This is a genomic window from Bradyrhizobium sp. SZCCHNR1051 (genome assembly GCF_032489615.1).
Lineage (GTDB): Bacteria > Pseudomonadota > Alphaproteobacteria > Rhizobiales > Xanthobacteraceae > Bradyrhizobium.
Map to the genome: position 1 here is coordinate 63,222 of NZ_JAUEYJ010000002.1, position 19,114 is coordinate 82,335.

General features: G+C 65.2%; 23 protein-coding genes. 9 read left to right on the plus strand and 14 right to left on the minus strand.

All coding sequences use genetic code 11. The features are described from left to right. Nucleotides 1-129: 129 nt before the first annotated feature. Nucleotides 130-312 (plus strand): hypothetical protein, encoded by a 183-nt coding sequence (locus tag QW868_RS02260; RefSeq protein ID WP_231319498.1) that lies wholly within the window; start codon nucleotides 130-132, stop codon nucleotides 310-312. 28 nt (nucleotides 313-340) lie between these two features. On the opposite strand, the gene QW868_RS02265 is transcribed toward QW868_RS02260, so the two are convergent. From QW868_RS02265 to ykgO, 3 genes are all read right to left on the minus strand, one after another. Continuing rightward, nucleotides 341-595: a hypothetical protein gene (locus QW868_RS02265; protein ID WP_315736538.1), complete on the minus strand. Its 255-nt coding sequence runs from the start codon at nucleotides 593-595 to the stop codon at nucleotides 341-343. Between the two features lie 100 nt (nucleotides 596-695). Beyond that, nucleotides 696-1,325 carry a tetratricopeptide repeat protein gene (locus tag QW868_RS02270; protein ID WP_315736537.1) on the minus strand — a complete coding sequence of 210 codons (630 nt, stop codon included), beginning with the start codon at nucleotides 1,323-1,325 and terminating at the stop codon, nucleotides 696-698. Between the two features lie 96 nt (nucleotides 1,326-1,421). Then, entirely contained in the window at nucleotides 1,422-1,547 is a 126-nt protein-coding gene (ykgO, locus tag QW868_RS02275; RefSeq protein WP_006611362.1) for a type B 50S ribosomal protein L36, read from the minus strand. Between the two features lie 254 nt (nucleotides 1,548-1,801). Between ykgO and QW868_RS02280 the strand changes: the two genes are divergently transcribed. The 3 genes from QW868_RS02280 to QW868_RS02290 all read left to right on the plus strand — a co-directional run bounded on the left by QW868_RS02280 (nucleotide 1,802) and on the right by QW868_RS02290 (nucleotide 4,003). Beyond that, nucleotides 1,802-2,686 (plus strand): amidohydrolase family protein, encoded by an 885-nt coding sequence (locus QW868_RS02280; protein WP_315754629.1) that lies wholly within the window; start codon nucleotides 1,802-1,804, stop codon nucleotides 2,684-2,686. Nucleotides 2,687-2,799: 113 nt separating this feature from the next. Then, nucleotides 2,800-3,546, plus strand: a complete 747-nt coding sequence (locus QW868_RS02285) for a haloacid dehalogenase type II (RefSeq protein WP_316229828.1) — start codon at nucleotides 2,800-2,802, stop codon at nucleotides 3,544-3,546. After that, the gene (locus QW868_RS02290; protein ID WP_315736534.1) at nucleotides 3,536-4,003 is read left to right on the plus strand and encodes a YbaK/EbsC family protein; all 468 of its coding nucleotides are present in this window, start codon (nucleotides 3,536-3,538) and stop codon (nucleotides 4,001-4,003) included. The genes QW868_RS02285 and QW868_RS02290 overlap by 11 nt, the downstream gene beginning before the upstream one ends. 50 nt (nucleotides 4,004-4,053) lie before the next feature. Here the strand turns inward: QW868_RS02290 and QW868_RS02295 are convergent, their stop codons facing one another. Beyond that, nucleotides 4,054-4,638 (minus strand): hypothetical protein, encoded by a 585-nt coding sequence (locus tag QW868_RS02295; protein ID WP_316229829.1) that lies wholly within the window; start codon nucleotides 4,636-4,638, stop codon nucleotides 4,054-4,056. Between the two features lie 20 nt (nucleotides 4,639-4,658). Then, nucleotides 4,659-5,567: a LysR family transcriptional regulator gene (locus tag QW868_RS02300; protein WP_315754622.1), complete on the minus strand. Its 909-nt coding sequence runs from the start codon at nucleotides 5,565-5,567 to the stop codon at nucleotides 4,659-4,661. Nucleotides 5,568-5,695: 128 nt separating this feature from the next. Between QW868_RS02300 and QW868_RS02305 the strand changes: the two genes are divergently transcribed. From QW868_RS02305 to QW868_RS02315, 3 genes are all read left to right on the plus strand, one after another. After that, the gene (locus QW868_RS02305; protein WP_316229830.1) at nucleotides 5,696-6,394 is read left to right on the plus strand and encodes a pirin family protein; all 699 of its coding nucleotides are present in this window, start codon (nucleotides 5,696-5,698) and stop codon (nucleotides 6,392-6,394) included. A gap of 75 nt (nucleotides 6,395-6,469) precedes the next feature. Next, complete coding sequence (wrbA, locus tag QW868_RS02310) at nucleotides 6,470-7,069, plus strand: NAD(P)H:quinone oxidoreductase (RefSeq protein ID WP_316229831.1); 600 nt, start codon at nucleotides 6,470-6,472, stop codon at nucleotides 7,067-7,069. Between the two features lie 77 nt (nucleotides 7,070-7,146). Next, nucleotides 7,147-7,296 carry a hypothetical protein gene (locus QW868_RS02315; protein WP_315736529.1) on the plus strand — a complete coding sequence of 50 codons (150 nt, stop codon included), beginning with the start codon at nucleotides 7,147-7,149 and terminating at the stop codon, nucleotides 7,294-7,296. Here the strand turns inward: QW868_RS02315 and QW868_RS02320 are convergent. From QW868_RS02320 to QW868_RS02360, 9 genes are all read right to left on the minus strand, one after another. After that, nucleotides 7,283-7,876 carry a DUF1080 domain-containing protein gene (locus QW868_RS02320; protein WP_315736528.1) on the minus strand — a complete coding sequence of 198 codons (594 nt, stop codon included), beginning with the start codon at nucleotides 7,874-7,876 and terminating at the stop codon, nucleotides 7,283-7,285. The genes QW868_RS02315 and QW868_RS02320 overlap by 14 nt on opposite strands. A gap of 103 nt (nucleotides 7,877-7,979) precedes the next feature. Next, nucleotides 7,980-8,840, minus strand: a complete 861-nt coding sequence (locus QW868_RS02325; protein WP_315736527.1) for a D-amino-acid transaminase — start codon at nucleotides 8,838-8,840, stop codon at nucleotides 7,980-7,982. Nucleotides 8,841-8,907: 67 nt separating this feature from the next. Beyond that, on the minus strand, nucleotides 8,908-9,639 hold the full coding sequence (locus QW868_RS02330) for an amino acid ABC transporter ATP-binding protein (protein WP_315736526.1): 732 nt from the start codon (nucleotides 9,637-9,639) through the stop codon (nucleotides 8,908-8,910). Between the two features lie 9 nt (nucleotides 9,640-9,648). Beyond that, nucleotides 9,649-10,341, minus strand: a complete 693-nt coding sequence (locus QW868_RS02335; RefSeq protein ID WP_315736525.1) for an amino acid ABC transporter permease — start codon at nucleotides 10,339-10,341, stop codon at nucleotides 9,649-9,651. Between the two features lies 1 nt (nucleotide 10,342). After that, complete coding sequence (locus QW868_RS02340) at nucleotides 10,343-11,074, minus strand: amino acid ABC transporter permease (protein ID WP_315736524.1); 732 nt, start codon at nucleotides 11,072-11,074, stop codon at nucleotides 10,343-10,345. Nucleotides 11,075-11,276: 202 nt separating this feature from the next. Further along, nucleotides 11,277-12,191: an amino acid ABC transporter substrate-binding protein gene (locus QW868_RS02345; protein ID WP_316229832.1), complete on the minus strand. Its 915-nt coding sequence runs from the start codon at nucleotides 12,189-12,191 to the stop codon at nucleotides 11,277-11,279. A 567-nt stretch (nucleotides 12,192-12,758) separates the two neighbouring features. Beyond that, nucleotides 12,759-14,141 (minus strand): M20 family metallopeptidase, encoded by a 1,383-nt coding sequence (locus QW868_RS02350; RefSeq protein ID WP_315796013.1) that lies wholly within the window; start codon nucleotides 14,139-14,141, stop codon nucleotides 12,759-12,761. Nucleotides 14,142-14,387: 246 nt separating this feature from the next. Beyond that, on the minus strand, nucleotides 14,388-16,052 hold the full coding sequence (locus QW868_RS02355; protein WP_316229833.1) for a thiamine pyrophosphate-binding protein: 1,665 nt from the start codon (nucleotides 16,050-16,052) through the stop codon (nucleotides 14,388-14,390). 151 nt (nucleotides 16,053-16,203) lie between these two features. Further along, on the minus strand, nucleotides 16,204-17,328 hold the full coding sequence (locus tag QW868_RS02360) for an alkene reductase (protein WP_316229834.1): 1,125 nt from the start codon (nucleotides 17,326-17,328) through the stop codon (nucleotides 16,204-16,206). Nucleotides 17,329-17,428: 100 nt separating this feature from the next. Here QW868_RS02360 and QW868_RS02365 point away from each other — a divergent pair, with 100 nt between their 5' ends. Beyond that, nucleotides 17,429-17,818, plus strand: a complete 390-nt coding sequence (locus QW868_RS02365; protein WP_315736519.1) for a winged helix-turn-helix domain-containing protein — start codon at nucleotides 17,429-17,431, stop codon at nucleotides 17,816-17,818. 152 nt (nucleotides 17,819-17,970) lie between these two features. Beyond that, nucleotides 17,971-18,822 (plus strand): SDR family NAD(P)-dependent oxidoreductase, encoded by an 852-nt coding sequence (locus QW868_RS02370; protein WP_316229835.1) that lies wholly within the window; start codon nucleotides 17,971-17,973, stop codon nucleotides 18,820-18,822. Nucleotides 18,823-19,114 lie beyond the last annotated feature (292 nt).

Sequence of the window (19,114 nt, forward strand, 5' to 3'; positions counted from 1 at the left end):
ATAACCATGGTCAGGACATTTCCTCGCAATCAGCCGATGGCCGTGAATTACTTGCGGTCGGGTCATTGCGCAGTCGAAGCACGATGACCGGCCCTGCGTTTAGTTTGGTGTTTTGGGAGGGGGTTACCGATGAGCTTTCGTTCAAGCGAGGCAGCCATCGACGAGATCGTCGCGAGCTGCAACGGCGACCTTCGCGGCGCGCTGAAGGCGCTGCTGCTGGTCAACGAGCATCTCGAGGCCGAGATCGCACAACTCTATGCCGCGGCCGCCCAGTACGGCCTGCCGGACCGCCGCAGCACCGCGTTCCACTGAGCCGCCAGCCCGCTCGCGGGCGAGCCGATCAGTCCTCCTGCGTCATGTCCTTGTTCGGGCACGCGTTGATCGTGGATCTCGCGAGCTTGGCGTCATCCTTCGATTTGAAGGGGCCGGACGCGAACCAGATGTCGCCCATGATCGTGACGACCGGGTTGCTGGTCACGATCTCGCAGCGATTGGTGGCGCGGTTGCCGACCACCCAGAACAGATCCGGATCCTCGGCCCAGGCGGCCGACATCGTCGTCATCACCAGCGCTGCCGTCAGCACCGCCCGCCGCATCGCGTCTCTCCTGCCGAGCTCCATCGTTGAGAGGCAGCTAGGTTCGCGCGGCCGGTCCGACAAGGACGGCCGCCCAGACGTGGTTAATCGGCCGTTACGGCTAGATGTCGCGCCCCTCGACCTTCTCGGTGAGGGTTTTCACCAGCTCCGGCACCTTGTCGAGATGCGGATTGACCTCGAGCGCCTTGCGGAACGCGTCCAGCGCCCGCTTCTCCTCGCCGAGATCCTGCATGATCATGCCGAGACCTGCGAGCGCGCCGAAGTGGCGCGGCTCACGCAGCAGGACCTGCTGGATGTCGGCAAGCGAGCGGCCGTAATCGTTCTGGAGGTAATAGATGGTCGCGCGACGGTTCCAGGCCTCGACATAGTCCGGACGAAGCTTAATCACCGAGTCCAGCAGCTTGAGCGCCACCTCGTTCTGCTTCGCGTCCATCGCCGCTTTGGAGCGCGACATCAGCAGGGCGACGGTATCGCTGGGGGTCTGCAGCCAGATCGCCCAAATCCGCGCCTCGACATGCTTGGCGCTGATCTCGTCGGGCGCCGCCTTCAGGGCACCGAACAGGAAATCGAGGCCCTTGGTCTTGTCGGCGCCGATCTTCGGCAGCTTGGCCGGAGCCTCGGGCGGCTTTGGCTTGACGCCGGCCCGCGGCTCCCCCTGCGCAAAGGCAAGATGCGGTACCGAAATGACGACAACGGCGAGAAGAATCGCCCGCAAGGATCGCTTGGCCATGCCCCAAGTCTAAACGCAGTCGGCGCGTCCTGCAAAGCAGCACGCGCCTCAAAGACCTGTGAGGAGGCCCCTCTTCTCGAGGGGAGATCTACGGGATCAGCCCTGGCGCGCCTTGAAGCGGCGCTGGACCTTGTTGATCACATAGACGCGGCCCTTGCGGCGGACCAGACGGTTGGCGCGATGGCGGCCACGCAGCGACTTCAGCGAGTTACGGACCTTCATGGGACATCCTGATACGTTGAAAGGCCGTGTTGGACAGGCCGGAAGTGGCAAATACAAAGGGAGTTCCGCAAGCGACCAAGTCGCCCGGATTGGCCGGTTTCTAACCACCGGCCCGCCGGATGTCAATCATGGCGGGCCCCGTCTTCAACAGAACCGGCCGGCGACGCGCCCCTCGATCCAACTTGGCGATTGCCAAATTTGTTATATCCTATAATCAATTTTCCAAAGCCAAGAACCAACCGCCGGGAACGCCCATGCCCAAGCTCGCTCTGCCCAAGATCGACGATGTCGTCGCCATCGACATCCATACCCATGCCGAGGAGCCCTGCGGCATGCATGCGGATGACGGCTACGACGATTTCCAGGCCCAGATGGCCGACTACTTCAAGTCGCCGCACAAGCATCCGCCGACGGTGCCGGAGACGGCCGCCTATTATCGCTCCAAGAACATCGCCGCGGTGATCTTCCCGGTCGACGCCGAGCGCGAGACCGGCTTTCGGCGCTACAACAATTACGAGATGCTCGAGGTCGCCTCAGACCATCTCGACGTCCTCATCCCCTTCGTCAGCATCGATCCGCACAAGGGCAAGCTCGGCGTGCGCGAGGCGCGCAAGCTGATCGAGGAGTATGGCGTCCGCGGCTTCAAGTTCCACCCGACGATGCAGGGCTTCTACGCCAACGACCGGCTGGCCTATCCGCTGTATGAGGCGATCAACGACGGCGGCGCGATCGCACTGTTTCACACCGGCCAGACCGGCGTCGGCTCGGGCATGCCGGGCGGCATGGGGATGCGGCTGAAATATTCCAACCCGATGTACATGGACGACGTCGCGGCCGACTTCCCCGACCTCAAGATCATCCTCGCCCATCCCTCCTTCCCCTGGCAGGAGGAGGCGCTGTCGGTGGCGACCCACAAGCCGAACGTCTATATCGACCTGTCGGGCTGGTCGCCAAAGTACTTCCCGCCGATCCTGGTGCGCTACATCAACTCGATCCTGCAGGACAAGATGCTGTTCGGCTCGGACTGGCCGGTCATCACGCCGGACCGCTGGCTCGCCGATTTCGCCAAGCTCGAGATTCGCGACGAGATCCGGCCGAAGGTGTTGAAGGCCAACGCCCGCAAGCTGCTCGGGATCTGACTTCGTCGGTCCTGCCCTTGCCGCCCCGCGCAAGTCACGGGCATCATGCTATCATCCGCAGGCGCGGTGGCCATCAGCCTTAGCGCCTGTATGCTTTCGATCAGGTGAGCGCCGTGCCCTTCAAAGCCGTGGTCTTCGATGCCTATGGCACGCTGTACGACATCCAGTCGGTAGCGGCCGTGACCGAGCAGGCCTTTCCCGGCCATGGCGACATCATCACGCAGATCTGGCGCATCAAGCAGCTCGAATACACCTGGCTGCGCTCGCTGATGCAGCGCTACGAGGACTTCACCGCCGTCACCCGCGACTCGCTGATCTACACGCTGCGCGTTCTCGGGCTGCAGGCCGATGCGGCGACGCTGGACCGCATCATCGCCAAATATCTCGATCTCGATCCCTACCCCGATGCGAGGGCTGCGCTCGCCGCGATGAAGGATCATCGGCTCGCGATCCTCTCCAACGGCAGCCCTGCGATGCTCGACAGCCTGGTCAAGGCCAGCGGCTTCGATGCTCCGCTCGATGCGGTCATCAGCGTGGATGCCCGGAAGATCTTCAAGCCGAGTCCCCAGGCGTACGCGCTGATCGAGGAGACGCTCGGGTTTGCGCCCGACGAGGTGCTGTTCGTGTCCTCCAACCCCTGGGACGTCTGCGGCGCCAAGGCGTTCGGATTGAACGTCGCCTGGATCGAGCGCGTCACCCCGGACGCCATGGCGGCTGCCTGCAACAAGACCGACCTCGTCGCGCCGCTCACCCTGTTCAAGGCGCTGCGCACCCAGATGGACGAGTTGGGTTTGGCGCCGGACTATCGTATTGCTGCGCTATCCGAACTGCCCGAGATCGTCGCCAAACATGAGCCTTGATTCCGTCCGCGCCTTCTTCACCGAAAAAGCCCCCGATATCGACGTCCTCGTCTCCAGCCAGAGTTCCGCCACCGTGGCGCTCGCGGCGGAAGCCTATGGTGTCGAGCCGGCCCGCATCGCCAAGACGCTGTCGCTGCGCGTCGGCGAGCGCGTCATCCTGATCGTCGCCGCGGGCCACGCAAGGATGGACAACAAGAAGGTCAAGGCGCAGTTCGGCGGCAAGCCGAAGATGCTCGGCCTCGACGAGGTCGCCGACATCACCGGTCACGAGGTCGGCGGCGTCTGTCCGTTCGGGCTGAAATCGCCGCTGCCGGTCTATTGCGACGTCTCGCTGAAAGCCTTCGACATCGTCGTGCCGGCGGCAGGCTCGACCCATAGCGCCGTCAAGATCACGCCGGACCGCATGGCCGAGCTGACATCGGCCGAATGGGTCGACGTTTGCGAGGTCGCGACTTAGTCGTCGCACCGAAATGATACCAGGCGCGGCAGCTTCATCGCGTCGTGCGCTCATTTGGCGACTGACGAAAGCTCGCTCTGTTGCGAGCGAGCGGTGCCCGACTTCAAAAATAGCGCCCCCATGAGCGCCATGAACCATGCAACGAACGGATGCCAGAGCGGCACCGCCAGCAGTCCGAACCATCCGAAAGCGATTTCCGGCACTCGAGCGTTGCGCTCATAGCTCCGGGACGCGGGCATGAGTCCACCATTTGCGTCGTTGAAGGTGCAGGGTCCACGCCGGGCGGTCTCGACGCCGTCTTGTGTGTAGACGATCAACGCACGTGCACGCACGGAGCAGATCAGCACATCTCCCGCGTCACTGACACCGATATCGAAGGCGCCGCCTTGCGAACCGACGTAAAAACCTCGCTCGAAGCCCTGGGGACCATAGCGCTGCACTCTCCCCAACGGCTCGCTCGCAACGAACACACGTCCATTTGGAGCTGCAACCCGGGCCGAGCCAAGCGCGTTTGGAAGCTCGATCGCATTCAGCCAATCGTCCGGAAACACCCCCAATCCGAGCGGTAGCAAAAACCCAATGATTCCGAGAGCGACGGCGCACCTTGCAACGGCGCTCGGCAGCTGCTTCCACATGGAAACCACTCCCCCGAACGTCACTTGCGCTTCCCTTTCGCCAGCTCCTTGACCAGGAACTCCGCCAGCACCTCGACCCGGGCGGGGCGCGGGCCGCCGGGCGGCATCACCAGATGCATCGCCCCTTCGGGCTGGCTCCAGCCCTTCAGGATCACCTCGACCTCGCCCGAGGCGATCGCGTCGCCAACGATGAAGTCCGGCAGGTCGGCGATGCCGAGGCCGGCGAGCACCGCCGGCAGCACCGCCTCGCCATTGTTGACGCGCAGCTGTCCGGCGGGACGCACGCTGGCCTGCTCGCCGGCTGCATTGGTGTAGTGCCAGACGCCGGCGGTGGAGAGATAGGCGTAGCCGAAGCATTTGTGCTCGGCAAGATGCATCGGATGCGTCGGCCGTCCGTGCCGCTTCAGATAGGACGGCGCCGCCACCGTATAGCGCGGCATCGCGCAGAGGCGGCGCGCCACCAGTGATGAGTCCGGCAGCCGCGCGATGCGCAGCGCGAGATCGAACCCCTCGCCGATGAGATCGACGGTCGCATCGCTCATGTGCAGATCGATCGACACTTCCGGATATTGTTCGAGAAAGACCGGCAGCAGCGGTGCGATCTTCTTCACACCGAAGGTCATCGGCACCGCGAAGCGCACCAGCCCGCGCGGCGTCAGCGATTGCGCCAACGCCTCGGTCTCCGCCGCCTCGCCATCGGCGAGCAGTTGCGCGGCCCTCTCTGACAGCCGCTGCCCGGCATCGGTCAGCGCCAGACGGCGCGAGGTGCGGTTGAACAGCCGCGTGCCCAGGCGTTCTTCCAGCCGGCTCACGGCCTTCGACACTGACGCCTTGGACAGGCTCAGCTCCTGCGCCGCGCCGGCGAAGGAGCGCAGCTCGACGACCTTGGCGAAGATCGCCATCGCCTCGAAATCCGGAAGTCGCGCCATCGGCGGCAATCTCACTTTTGGAAACAATGGGTTTCAATAGTTTCTATTTCTATACTCGGATCGTCAGCCTATTCCAGTGCCCAACGGCACGGCGGCTCGCGGCCGACGTGCAACAACGGAGCAGACCCATGATCGAATTGAAGCCCTTTGCGGCGCTGGGCGGCGCCGACCACGGTTGGCTGAAGGCCAAGCACCATTTCTCGTTCGCGAACTATTACGACCCCAGCAACATGGGCCACGGCGCCCTGCGGGTCTGGAACGACGACGAGATCGCGCCGAACACCGGCTTCCCTGCACATCCGCACCGGAACATGGAGATCATCACCTATGTCCGCGAAGGCGCGATCACGCATCAGGACAGCCTCGGCAACAAGGGCCGCACCGAGGCCGGCGACGTCCAGGTGATGAGCGCGGGCAGCGGCATCCGCCACTCCGAGTACAATCTGGAGCCGACCACGACACGGATCTTCCAGATCTGGATCGAGCCGACCACCGATGGCGGCCAGCCGACCTGGGGCGCCAAGCCGTTCCCGAAGTCCGACCGCTCCGGCAAGCTGGTCACGCTGGCGAGCGGCTTCGCAGATGACGGCGACGCGTTGCCGATCCGCGCCAAGGCGCGCGTACTCGGCACCACGCTGAAGGCAGGCGAGACCGCCGAGTACAGCGCCGACAATTCCCGGCACATCTATCTGGTGCCCGCGGCCGGCAGCGTCGAAGTCAACGGCGTCCGAGTCAACGCCCGCGACGGCGCCGCCATCCGCGACGAGGCCACGCTGAAGATCACCGCGCTCGAAGATTCCGAGCTGGTGCTCGTCGACGCCGCCTAACCGTCTCACGCGATCCCGGCCGGGCATCCGGCCGGGACGCTCTTCCCGATCATCCTCGTCCCCACGGAGACTGCCATGACCAAGGTTCTCGTTCTCTACTACTCCGCCTACGGCCACATCGAAGCGATGGCCAACGCGGTGGCCGAAGGCGCCCGCGAGGCCGGCGCCACCGTGGACGTCAAGCGCGTGCCCGAGCTGGTGCCGGCCGACGTTGCCAAGGCCTCCTACTACAAGCTCGACCAGACTGCCCCGATCGCCAAGGTCGAGGAGCTCGCCGATTACGACGCGATCATCGTCGGCACCGGCACCCGCTTCGGCCGCATGGCCTCGCAGATGGCCAACTTCCTCGATCAGGCCGGCGGCCTGTGGGCCAAGGGCGCGCTCCACGGCAAGGTCGGCGGCGCCTTCACCTCGACCGCGACCCAGCACGGCGGCCAGGAAACCACCCTGTTCTCGCTCATCACCAACCTGCTGCACTTCGGCATGACCATCGTCGGCCTCAACTACGGCTTCGCCGGCCAGATGACGCTCGACGAGGTCACCGGCGGCTCGCCCTATGGCGCCACCACCATCACCGGCGGTGACGGCAGCCGGCAGCCGAGCGCGAACGAGCTGGCGGGGGCGCGCTATCAGGGCCGCGTCATCGCCGAGACCGCAAAGAAGCTGCATGGCTGATGCGACTGGGGCGGCACTTCCGCAAACGAAGTGCCGCCCCATTTCACAAGAGTTGGAAAGTAGGAGAGGAGTCCGCAATGCCCGCCATGCTCGAACTGGTGACGCTGGCCCGGTTGGCCCGCCATCCCCTGCAGATGATGGCGCGCCGCTGGTACTGCAAGAGCCTCTACCGCGCCAGCCGCGGCCAGCGCCGCTGCCCGGAATGCACGGCCGCTACAGCGGCTTGATCTGCACCTTCCTGAACTTCACGACGCCCGAGCCGTATTGCAGGGCGATCGGTCCCGCCGCGTGCTTGCTGTCGTCGACATCGGCGGTCTTCTCGCCGTTGAGGATCACGGTCAGCCGCGTGCCCTTGGCGGTGATCTCGTAGGTATTCCACTTGCCGCCGGCCTTCGGCATCGGATCGACCTTGGACACGTCGACGATCGCGCCGGTGCCGTATTTCGGATCGGGCCGCTTGTCGAAGATGTTGACCTCGTAGCAGATGTTGGAGTCGATCTTCGCCGACTGGTCGCAGCGGATGAAGATGCCGCTGTTGGCGGCGTCATCGACCCAGAACTCGGCCTTGATCTGGAAGTCCTTGTAGCTCACCTTGGTCACCAGATACGATGGATCCTTGCCGTCGAGCTTGTCGGCCGACAGCGCGCCGTCCTTCATCTCCCAATTGGCCTTGCCGACCTCGGTGAAGTCGGCCTTGGTCGTGGAGTCGACCAGGGTCACCCAGCCGTCATCGGCCAATGCCGCTCCCGTCATGCCTGCGCCCGCAATCAATAGTCCGGCCGCGAGCCCACTCAAGCGATACCGCATCGAAACTCCTCCCTGATTTCTGTTTCGTTCGTCGCCACGATAGCAAAGCGCCGGACAATTCAAACGGGTTTCGATGCTGCACCTGCTCTATCGTCTCCTCCAACTACACCGCCGTGGCGCGCGCAAAATCGACATAGATCTCGCGCAGCCGCGCCGCCACCGGTCCCGGCTTGCCGTCGCCGACGGGCTTGCCGTCGATCGTGACCACCGGCTGCACGAACGAGCTCGCGCTGGTGATGAAGGCTTCCTTCGCCGCGAGCGCCTCCTCCACCGTGAACAGCCGCTCCTCGACCTTGAGCTGGCGCTCCTCGGCGAGCTTCACCACGGCCTTGCGGGTGCAGCCCGGCAGGATCGCGTTCGAGTTCGGCCGCGTCACGATGACGTCGTCCTTGGTCAGGATGAAGGCCGAGGACGAGCCGCCCTCGGTGACATGACCGTCCTCGACCATCCACGCCTCGCCGGCCCCGGCCGCGGCGGCCGCCTGCTTCGCGAGCACCTGCGCCAGTAGCGCCACGCTCTTGATGTCGCGGCGCGCCCAGCGGATGTCGGGCACGGTGATGACGCCAATTCCCGTCTTCGCCGAGGGCGCATTGATGATATCCTTGGCGGTGACGAACATCACCAAGGTCGGCTTGACGTCTCCCTTGGGAAACGGGAAGTCGCGGCCCTTGTCGGCGCCGCGCGTCACCTGCAGATAGACCATGCCCTGGTCGAGCCGGTTGCGTGCGACCAGCTCCTTCTGCAGCTCCTCGATCCGCGCCAGGCTCTCCGGCAGCGCCAGCCCGATCTCGCCGACCGAGCGCTCCAGGCGGGCAAGATGCGGGGCACTGTCGACCAGCTTGCCATCGAGCACCGCCGCCACTTCGTAGATGCCGTCGGCAAACAGGAAGCCGCGATCGAGGACCGAGACCTTGGCCTCGGACAGGGGCACGAAGGCGCCGTTGACGTAAGCGATCGGGTCCAAATTCATATTCTCCAACTTCGAGATTCAGGGTTCGCGCGTTCCGCGCGCCCCGGAACGACGGTAAGTGCTAATGCGACAGGATCTTCGACAAGAACTGCTGCGCCCGCTCGCTGCGCGGCTGGCCGAAGAAATCCTCCTTCTTGGCGTCCTCGACGATCTCGCCGCGGTCCATGAAGATGACGCGGTGGGCGACCTTCCTGGCGAAGCCCATCTCGTGGGTCACGACCATCATGGTCATGCCCTCGCGGGCGAGATCGACCATGACGTCAAGCACCTCGCTGATCATCTCCGGATCGAGCGCCGAGGTCGGCTCGTCGAACAGCATCGCGATCGGGTCCATGGCGAGCGCACGTGCGATCGCCACGCGCTGCTGCTGACCGCCGGAGAGCTGCGCCGGAAACTTCTGCGCCTGCTCCTTGAGACCGACGCGATCCAGGAGCTTCATGCCCTTCGCGGTCGCTTCCTCATGGCCACGACCCAGCACCTTCTGCTGGGCGAGGCAGAGATTGTCGATGATCTTGAGATGCGGAAACAGCTCGAAGTGCTGGAACACCATGCCGACCCGCGAGCGCAGCTTCGGCAGGTTGGTCTTGGAATCATTGACCTTGAGGCCGTCGATCGTGATCACGCCGTCCTGGAACGGCTCCAGCGCGTTGACACATTTGATCAGGGTCGACTTGCCGGAGCCGGAGGGGCCGCAGACCACCACCACCTCGCCCTTGGCGACCGAGGTCGTGCAGTCCTTCAGCACCTGGAAGCTCGGGCTGTACCATTTGTTGACGTGGCTGATTTCGATCATGGGAGCCGACTATCTGATGATGGAGATGCGCGACTGCAGGCGGCGGACGCCGTAGGACGCGACACAGGAGATGGTGAAGTAGACCAGGGCCGCGAACAGGTACATCTCGACCAGACGGCCGTCGCGCTGGGCGACTTTCGAAGCAGCGCCGAGGAAGTCCGGAATCGAGAGCACGTAGACCAGCGACGTGTCCTGGAACAGCACGATGGTCTGCGTCAGCAGCACCGGCAGCATGTTGCGGAACGCCTGCGGCAGCACGACGTAGCGCATGGTCTGCGCATAGGTCAGGCCGAGCGCCGAGGCTGCGGCCGGCTGGCCGCGCGAGATCGACTGGATGCCGGCGCGCATGATCTCGGAGAAATAGGCCGCCTCGAACAGGATGAAGGTGATCAGGGAGGACGCGAACGCGCCGACCTTGATCGGCCGCGACGAGCCGGTGATCCACTGCCCGATATAGGGCACCAGGAAGTAGAACCAGAAGATCACCAGAACCAGCGGCAGCGAGCGCATGAAGTCGACATAGAGCCCGGCGATAAAGCCCATCACCCGATAGCCGGACAGCCGCATCAGCGCGATCAGGGTGCCGAACACAAGACCGCCCGTCGCCGACAGCGCCGTCAAGGTCAGCGTGAAGGTCATGCCGTCGATGAAAAGATAGCTCAGCGAGCGGCGGATGACGTCGAAATCGAAATTGGCCAGCATCTCATTTGCCCGTGATGTAGCCAGGGACCGCCACTGCGCGCTCCAGGAGCCGCATGCCGATCACGACGATGACGTTGATGACGAGATACATCAAGGTGGCGGCGCTGAAGGCCTCGAACACCTGGAACGAGAATTCCTGCATGGCGCGCGCAGCGCCCGTCAGCTCGATCAGACCGATCGTGATTGCGACGGCGCTGTTCTTGACCGTGTTGAGAAATTCGGACGTCAGCGGCGGCAGGATGATGCGGAAAGCCATCGGCAGCAGCACGTAACGGTAGGCCTGCAAGGTGGTGAGGCCGAGCGCGGTCGCCGCCAGCTTCTGGCCGCGCGGTAGCGAGCCGATGCCGGCCGCCAATTGCACGGCGACACGCGCCGACATGAACAGGCCGATGCCGACGGCCGCCGTATAGAATGGCGCATTGGGCATCTGCTTCAGCCACAGGCCGATCGTGGGCGGCAACAGCTCCGGCAGCACGAAGAACCACAGGAACAGCTGCACCAAAAGCGGCATGTTGCGGAAGAACTCGACATAGGCGAAGGCGATCCAGGTCGCCAGCTTGGACGGCAAGCTGCGCAGGATGCCGACGATCGTGCCGCAGATCAGCGCGATCACCCAGGCCGACAGCGAGGTCACGATGGTGACCTTCAGCCCCGCCAGCAGCATGTCGAAATAGGTGCCGGCCCCGGTCGGGTTCGGCTCCAGGAAGATGTGCCAGTTCCAGGTGTAGTTCACGGGGACATCCTGAGAGGGAATTAGCTCGCAAGTCGCATTACACAGTCTTTGCCAAAAACTCGCTGCGCTCCCTCCCCCTTGCGGGGGAGGGTCGGGGTGGGGGGTCCACACGGGCAATCTTTCCTGAGACCCCCACCCCCGACCCCTCCCCGCAAGGGGGAGGGGGGCGCATCGAATTCGGCGCGAGAGCTGCGACCTCACCTTACGGCTTGTACGAGTCCGGATCCGGCGAATCCGACGGCTTGGCGAACTCGGCCTTCAGCTCGGCCGACAGCGGGGTGTTGAGGTTCAGGCCCTTCGGCGGGATCTTCTGCATGAACCATTTGTCATACAGCTTGGCGCCCTCGCCGCTGGTGTAGATCTTGGCGGTCGCCGCATCGACCACCTTCTTGAACTGCGGGTCGTCCTTGCGCAGCATGATGCCGTAGGGCTCGGGCTTCGAGAACGCGTCCTTGGAGACGACATAGGCGGCCGGATCCTTGGAGCCGGCGACGAGGCTCGCCAGAAGAATGTCGTCCATCACGAAGGCGACGGCGCGATCGGTCTCCACCATCAGGAAGGCCTCGGCATGATCCTTGGCCGGGATGATGTTGATGCCGAGATTGCGCGCGGCATTGGCCTCGGTCAACTGCTTGATGTTGGTGGTGCCGGCGGTCGACACGACCGATTTACCCTTCAGATCGTCGATCGAGTTGATCTTGCTCGCCTTCTTCGAGACGTAGCGGCTCGCCGTCAGGAAGTGGGTGTTGGTGAAGGAGATCTGCTTCTGGCGCTCGGCATTGTTGGTGGTCGAGCCGCATTCCAGATCGATGGTGCCGTTGGCGAGCAGCGGGATGCGGGTCGACGACGTCACCGGGTTGAGCTTCACATCGAGCTTGTCGAGCTTGAGCTCCTTCTTCACGGCATCGACGATGCCCATGCAGATGTCGATGGCGAAGCCGATCGGCTTCTGATTGTCGTCGAGATAGGAGAACGGGATCGAGGAGTCGCGGACGCCGAGCGTAATGGTGCCGGTCTCCTTGATGTTCTTCAGGGTCCCCGTCAGGTCCTCGGCCTGCGCCTGGCCGGCGCAGAGCGCGGCGGCGACGGCAAGACCGAATAGGCGAAGCTGCTTCATAACTGATCTCCTCAATCCGGCTGATTGCCGGATGCTTGCATAAACCACAGCGAACTCAAAATGGCCCCCGCCCCCCGGACGATCTCCGGCCGGACGAGCGCGGGCACCATAGACCGCCCCGCGGCGGGACGTCCTCGGACGATCGCGACAAATTGCCTGTCCCGCGTCCCCTTCGACAAGACGTTCGGGCTGAAACGGCAGCGCCGAACGTCGGGATGGTAAACTGCGAGGGGCTCGCGAGCCCCGCGACCAGACGAAAGTCTCACTCGGGCGGTTCCCGCACGCGGCAATGCAACCGCACGGCACACGGGCCTCGTGGTTCGAGACGCGCCGCGCGCAGCAACCCCGCCTTCCATCTTCCTGACCGGCGCGGCGTTCCTCACCATGAACGTCACCGCGGACTTCGCCAAGGCACCAGTCCTCGCCCTGAGGAGCCCGCCGAAGGCGGCCGTCTCGAAGGGCGGCCGCAGGCGCTGAACACGACCGGGGCGTCGCTCACCCCGCCTCAGGCAGCGAGAGGTGAGCACCGATAACGCCAAGAGATGTGTGCTCATGCCTCTTCTCGCCTCACAACGGCTTCTGCAGCTCGCCGAGATCCCAGAACAGCCCGGCCATCAGGCCGAGCGCCTCCTCCGTGACATCCAGCAGAATGTGCTCATCCGGCGCGTGCTGCGAGCAGCCCGGATAGGAATGCGGCACCCACATGGTCGGCATCTTCAGCACGTCGGCAAACACGTCATTGGGCAGCGAGCCGCCGAAGTTCGGCAGCACGGCGGGCGCTTTGCCGGTGCTCATCTTGACGGACTCCGCGGCCCATTTGATCCAGGGGCTGTCGATGTCGGCGCGCGAGGCCATGAAGCTCTGCGCCATGCTGACTTCGATCATCGGGAAGCCATGCGCGGCGAGATGGTTCTTCACGTCGGCTACGATGCTGTCGACCTTGGTGCCGACGACGAAACGCAGCTGCAGCACGGCGCGGGCGCGGCCGGGGATCGCATTCGCCGGCTTGTCGATATTGCCGGAGGAGATCGCGAGCACCTCGAGCGTATTCCAGGCATAGAGCCGCTCCGCGGGCGTCAACCCCTCCTCGCCCCAATTGTCCGACAGCGCCGGCTCGTCGGCGGTCGGCTCCACCTTCACGTCGGCGAGGATGGCGCGGATCGCATTGGTGAGACGCGGCGGCTTCAGCGACTCCAGCTTGATACGGCCGTGGCCGTCGACCAGCGTGGCGATCGCGTTCGCCAGAATGGTCGCCGGATTGGCAAGCACGCCGCCCCAATTGCCGGAGTGATTGCCGCCCTCGCGCAGCTTGACGTCGAGATGCAACCGGATGCCGCCGCGGCAGCCGAGAAAGATGGTGGGGCGCGCGGTCGACAGCCGCGGGCCGTCCGAGCCGATGAAGACGTCGGCCTTCAAGGCGTCGCGATGCAGATCGGCCACCTTGGCGAGATCGGGCGAGCCGATCTCCTCGCCCATCTCGATGATGAACTTGGCATTGAAGCCGAGCTTGCCGCCACGCGCCTCGCGCACCGCGCGCAGCGCCGCCATGTTGACGCTGTGCTGGCCCTTGTTGTCGGCGGTGCCGCGGCCATAGAGACGATTGCCCGCCGGCGTCACCGCCCAGGGATCGCGGCCGTCGCGCCATTCGCCAGCCATGCCGTCGACGGTGTCGCCGTGGCCATAGCTGAGCACCGTCGGGGCGCTGTCGCTCTCGTGGTAGGTCGCGATCAGAAACGGCGACTTGCCGCTCGGCGAGGGCACGATCTCGGAGGAAAAGCCGAGCGCTGCAAAGGACGGCGTCAGCTCTTTGGTCAGATACGCCGCGAGCTCGTCCTTGCGCTCGGGATTGAGGCTCTCGGTGCGATAGGCGACCCGGCGGCCGAGCTCGGCCAAGAAGTCACCGCTCGTCAGCGTCTGACGGGCACGGGCAATTGCATCAATCCTGGTCATGGCGCTTTTCCAGTCACAACGAAGGCGGCGTCATATCGGGATCGCGCGGCGAGCGGAAGGGGCTGGGTTTGAATTCAATGCTGACATCAAGCAAGTCTCGGATTTCGGAACCGCGTAGCCTGCCATCAAACTCGGTGGTTGGATCGTGCTGCGGCTTGCTCGGTACTCCTCGCCCGCCCGTGTAACGCCAGCCCCGTCCTCGTCCCGGACGAAAGTGGTCAACTGACAATCCAGAGGCGCAGTCTCTCAATTCACCGCGTGGCTGACCATCACCTCGATCAGCTTGGCGCCGGGCCTGCGGAACGCGTCCGACAAGGTCGGATTCAGCTCGCGCGGATCACTGATGCGCATCGCCTCGCAGCCGCGCGACTGTGCCAGCCCTGCAAAATCCACCGGCGGGTCGGCAAAATCCATGCCGATGTAGTTGTCGTCGCCGTGAAACGACAGCAGCCGCTGCTTGATGATGCGATAGCCGCCATTGTTGACGATGACCACCGACAGCGGCAGCTTGTGATGCGCTGCGGTCCACAGCGCCTGGATCGAATACATCGCGCTGCCGTCGCCGGAATAGCACACGACCGGACGATCGGGATTGGCGAGACTGACACCGACCGAGGCCGGCAGGCCCCAGCCGATGCCGCCGGAGGCGAGGCCGTGATAATTGTAGCGGTCGCGATAGGGCCACAGCGCCGTCATGTAGCGCGCCGAGGTCAGGCCCTCGTCGACCAGGATGCCGTGCTCAGGCATCGCCTCGGCGACCTGCAGCGCCAGATAGTCCGGGTCGATCGGCGTCCGCTCGCGCGCCGCTTCGATCTGCGCGGCCAGCTTGCGGCGCCGCGCGCTCCAGTTCTTCGAGGACAATTCGGCCAGGCATTCCTGCGCACGCGCCTGCAGGGCCGCGCCGCCGAGCTCGCGCAAGAGCGGCGTGAGCTGAAGCAGCGTCTCGCGAACGTCGGACTTGAGCGCGATCTCGGCACCGAAATTCTTTCCCAGCTCCCAATCGACGAGGCCGATCTGCACGATCGGCAAGCCCTCGGGCAGGGGCTCGATGTCGCTATGCACGGACATCCGCAAGGGATCGGCGCCGAGCACGATGAGAAGATCGTGTGGCGCGAGCAGGTCGCGGACCTGCTGCTGCGCGCGCGACAATGAGCCGATGTAGCAGGGATGCTCGGACAGGAAATGCGCGCCATAGGGCGCGGACTGCTGATGCACGGGAGCGCCGATCGCCGACGCGAACTCGGCCGCCTGCCGCAGCGCATCGCTCTTGACGATCTCGTCGCCGGTGATGATCACCGGCCGCTGCGCCCTGAGAATGCGCTGCGCCAGCGCCTGCAACGCGTCCGCGGCCGGCAACACGCGCGCATCGACCCGGGTGGAACGGCCGAGCTCGATGCCGGCTTCGGCATTGAGGATATCGCCGGGCAGCGAGATGAAGACGGGACCGGTCGGCGGCGTGGTCGCCACCTTGGCGGCGCGCCTGATGATGCGCGGCAGGTCCTCCAGCCTCGTCACCTCGACCGCCCATTTCACCAGCGGCTCGGCCATCCGCACCAGCGGGCCGTAGAGCAGCGGCTCCATCAGGCCGTGGCCCTGCTCCTGCTGGCCGGCGGTGAGGATCATCGGCGTTCCGGTGAACTGCGCATTGTAGAGCGCGCCCATGGCGTTGCCGAGACCCGGCGCGACGTGGACGTTGCAGGCGACGAGGCGTCCCGAGGCGCGGCTGAAGCCGTCGGCGATCGCCACCACCAGGCTCTCCTGCATCGCCATCACATAGGTGAGATCGGGATGGTCCTTCAGCGCGTGCATGATCGGCAGCTCGGTGGTACCGGGATTGCCGAACAGATGCGTGATGCCCTCATCCTTGAGCAGCGCGAGGAAGGCCGAGCGTCCGGTGGTGCGGTTTTTCATGGGTCGGCTCCTCCAGGCACGGTCCTATTAGTTGACGCCAACTCTCGCTCCACCGTCATTGCGAGCGAAGCGAAGCAATCCAGGGTGGCGCACGCGACTCTGGATTGCTTCGTCGCTACGCTCCTCGCAATGACGGCGGAGAGAGCGCGAGCTACGCCTTCGCCATGGCGTCATACGCCGGATAGTCCGTGTAGCCCTTCTCCTCGCCTCCATAAAAGGTCGGACGGTGATACGGCGTCAGCGGCCAGCCGTGCCGCAGCCGGCGCGGCAGGTCCGGGTTGGAGATGAAGGTGCGGCCGAAGGCGATGGCGTCGGCGTGGCCGGCCTGGATCGCGGCGTCCGCCGGCTCGCCGGTGAAGCCGCCGGCGCCGATCAGCACGCCCTTCCACACCGGCCGGAACAGAGCGATGGCCGACGGCACGTTCTGCCAGTTGACGTCGGCGCGGCCGGCGCCGGAGGAGCGCGGCTCGATCAGATGCAGATAGGCGATGCCGAGCTTGTTGAGCGCCTCGATCGCGTATGTATAGAGCGGCATCGGCTCGGCCTCGCCGGAGCCGTTGGCGATGCCATAGGGCGACAGCCGTACGCCGACCTTGTCGGCGCCGCAGGCGTCGATCACCGCCTGCGTGACCTCGAGCAGGAAGCGGCAGCGGTTCGCGATTCCGCCGCCATAGCGGTCGGTGCGCTGGTTGCTGCGGGTCTGCAGGAACTGCTCGATCAGATAGCCGTTCGCGCCATGCACCTCGACACCGTCGAAGCCCGCCGCGATCGCGTTGCTCGCCGCTTGGCCATAGGCCGCGACGAGCGCGGGGATCTCGTCGGTCTCCAGCGCCCGCGGCGTCTCGTAGGTCGCCGGCCTGCCGTCCGCCGTCATTGCCTTGAGATCGTCGCCGATCGCGATCGCCGACGGCGCCACCGGCAGCGCGCCGCCCGGCTGGAACGAGGAGTGCGAGACGCGGCCGACGTGCCAGAGTTGCAGAAAGATGAATCCGCCCTTGGCATGCACCGCGTCGACGACCTGCTTCCAGCCCGCGATCTGCGCCGCGCTGTAGATGCCCGGCACGTTCGGGCTGCCGGTGCCGGTCGGCGCGACCGGCGAGGCCTCGGCGATGATCAGCCCGCCCGGCGTCGCGCGCTGCGCATAATACTCGACGTTGAGCGGCCGCGGCGCGAGCGTCTCCCTTGCGGCGCGCATGCGGGTCAACGGCGCCATCACGACGCGGTGCCTGAGGCGATAAGGACCGATCGTGAGCGGTGAAAACAGCGCAGGCAGCATTTCGTCCCCAGATGTCGTTGCGATTGTCGATTGGGATCATCTTGTTCGCAAAACATGATGGTGGCAATGTCCGCCCCACCTCCGCACGAGCAGACCCTCCATGCCGAAAGCGAACGCCCTGCCCTCGCTCAGCCTGCGCATCGATCTCGATGACGGCAGCCGGATCGGGCCGGGCAAGATCGCGCTGCTGGAGAACATCGAGCGACACGGCTCGATCTCTGCGGCCGGGCGCGCGATGGACATGTCCTACAAGCGGGCCTGGGACCTCGTCGACGAGATCAACCGGGTATGCCGGCAGCCCGCGGTCGCGCGGCAGACCGGCGGCCGCAATGGCGGTGGCGCGGCGCTGACGGCGTTCGGCGCGCAGTTGGTCGAACGTTACCGGCGCATCGAGCGCGATGCGGCTGACGCCGTGAAGAAGGATCTCGCCGCGCTGCGCAGCGACATCGAGAAGCCGAGGAAGGCGCGCGGGGCCAAGGCCGCGTCGTAAGCCGGTTCCAGCCGACGCGATGCATCTGCGACCGGACTGGTGCGCCTCGCGTTGCAGCCGCAAGAAACCCCTCTTGCCGTCAGCCGGATGATCTTGCGGCCGCGCCAGGATGTCATACACCAGCATCTCATCGTCATGCCGGAGAACCTGCCGTGTCTCACCCTGCCTTATCCGCCGACCACACCGCCGTCATCACCGGAGGCGCCTCCGGCATCGGGCTCGCCGCCGCCATGCGCTTCGCAGAACGCGGCATGAACGTCTGCATCGCCGATGTCGACGAGGCCCGGCTGCGCGACGCCGCCGCCAGGCTCGCGGCTGCGGCCAAGCGTGGCGAGGCTGCGGTCATGACCGCCACGGTCGATGTGAGCAACCGGGACAGCGTGGTCGCGCTCGAAACGGCGGTGCGCGCACGCTTCGGCGCGATCGACGTGCTGATGAACAATGCCGGTATCCAGCCGGGCAGCAAGATGCTTGCCGACGACAATTGGCAGCGCATCCTCGGCGTCAATCTGTGGGGCATCATCCATGGCGCGCAGGTGTTCGCCCCCGGCATGATCCCGCAAGGCAGGCCGGCGCTGATCATCAATACCGGCTCCAAGCAGGGCATCACCACGCCGCCCGGCGATCCCGCCTACAACGTCTCGAAGGCCGGCGTGAAGGCGTTCACCGAGGCGCTGCAGCACGAGCTGCGCAACACGCCCGGCTGCCAGGTGACGGCGCATCTGTTCATTCCGGGCTTCGTGTTCACGCCGCTGACGGCGAATGGCCGCGTCGAGAAGCCGGCCGCCGCCTGGACGCCGGAGCAGACGGTCGACTTCATGCTGGAGCGCGTTACGGCCGGCGACTTCTACGTGCTGTGCCCTGACAACGACGTGCCGCGCGCGCTGGACGAGCGGCGCATCCTGTGGGCGGCCGGCGACATCGTCGAGAACCGGCCGCCGCTGTCGCGCTGGCATGCCGACTACGCCGACGCATTCGCCGAGTTCGCAAAGATATCGCCATGATCCGACCACATCGGAGCGGCGGCGCATAGCTGCTCCCGGTCTCAGCACAAGCTCCCAGACGCGTCGGATCGTCGCAAGGCTGTCCGCGTACGTTCGGGACGTCTACCCGTCGACCGAATCGCTACGGTCGAATGCTCTTGCAACTTACTGATTTGCCGCGGGCGCGACGTCGCCGCTGGTCGCCGGCTCTTGAAGCGCCCCTCAACCGTCAAGCGGTGAGATGTCGCAGCTCTGCGGGAGCGCCACCCGTACGCCGCACGACAATCTGACGCAGACGCATTCCACAATCCCT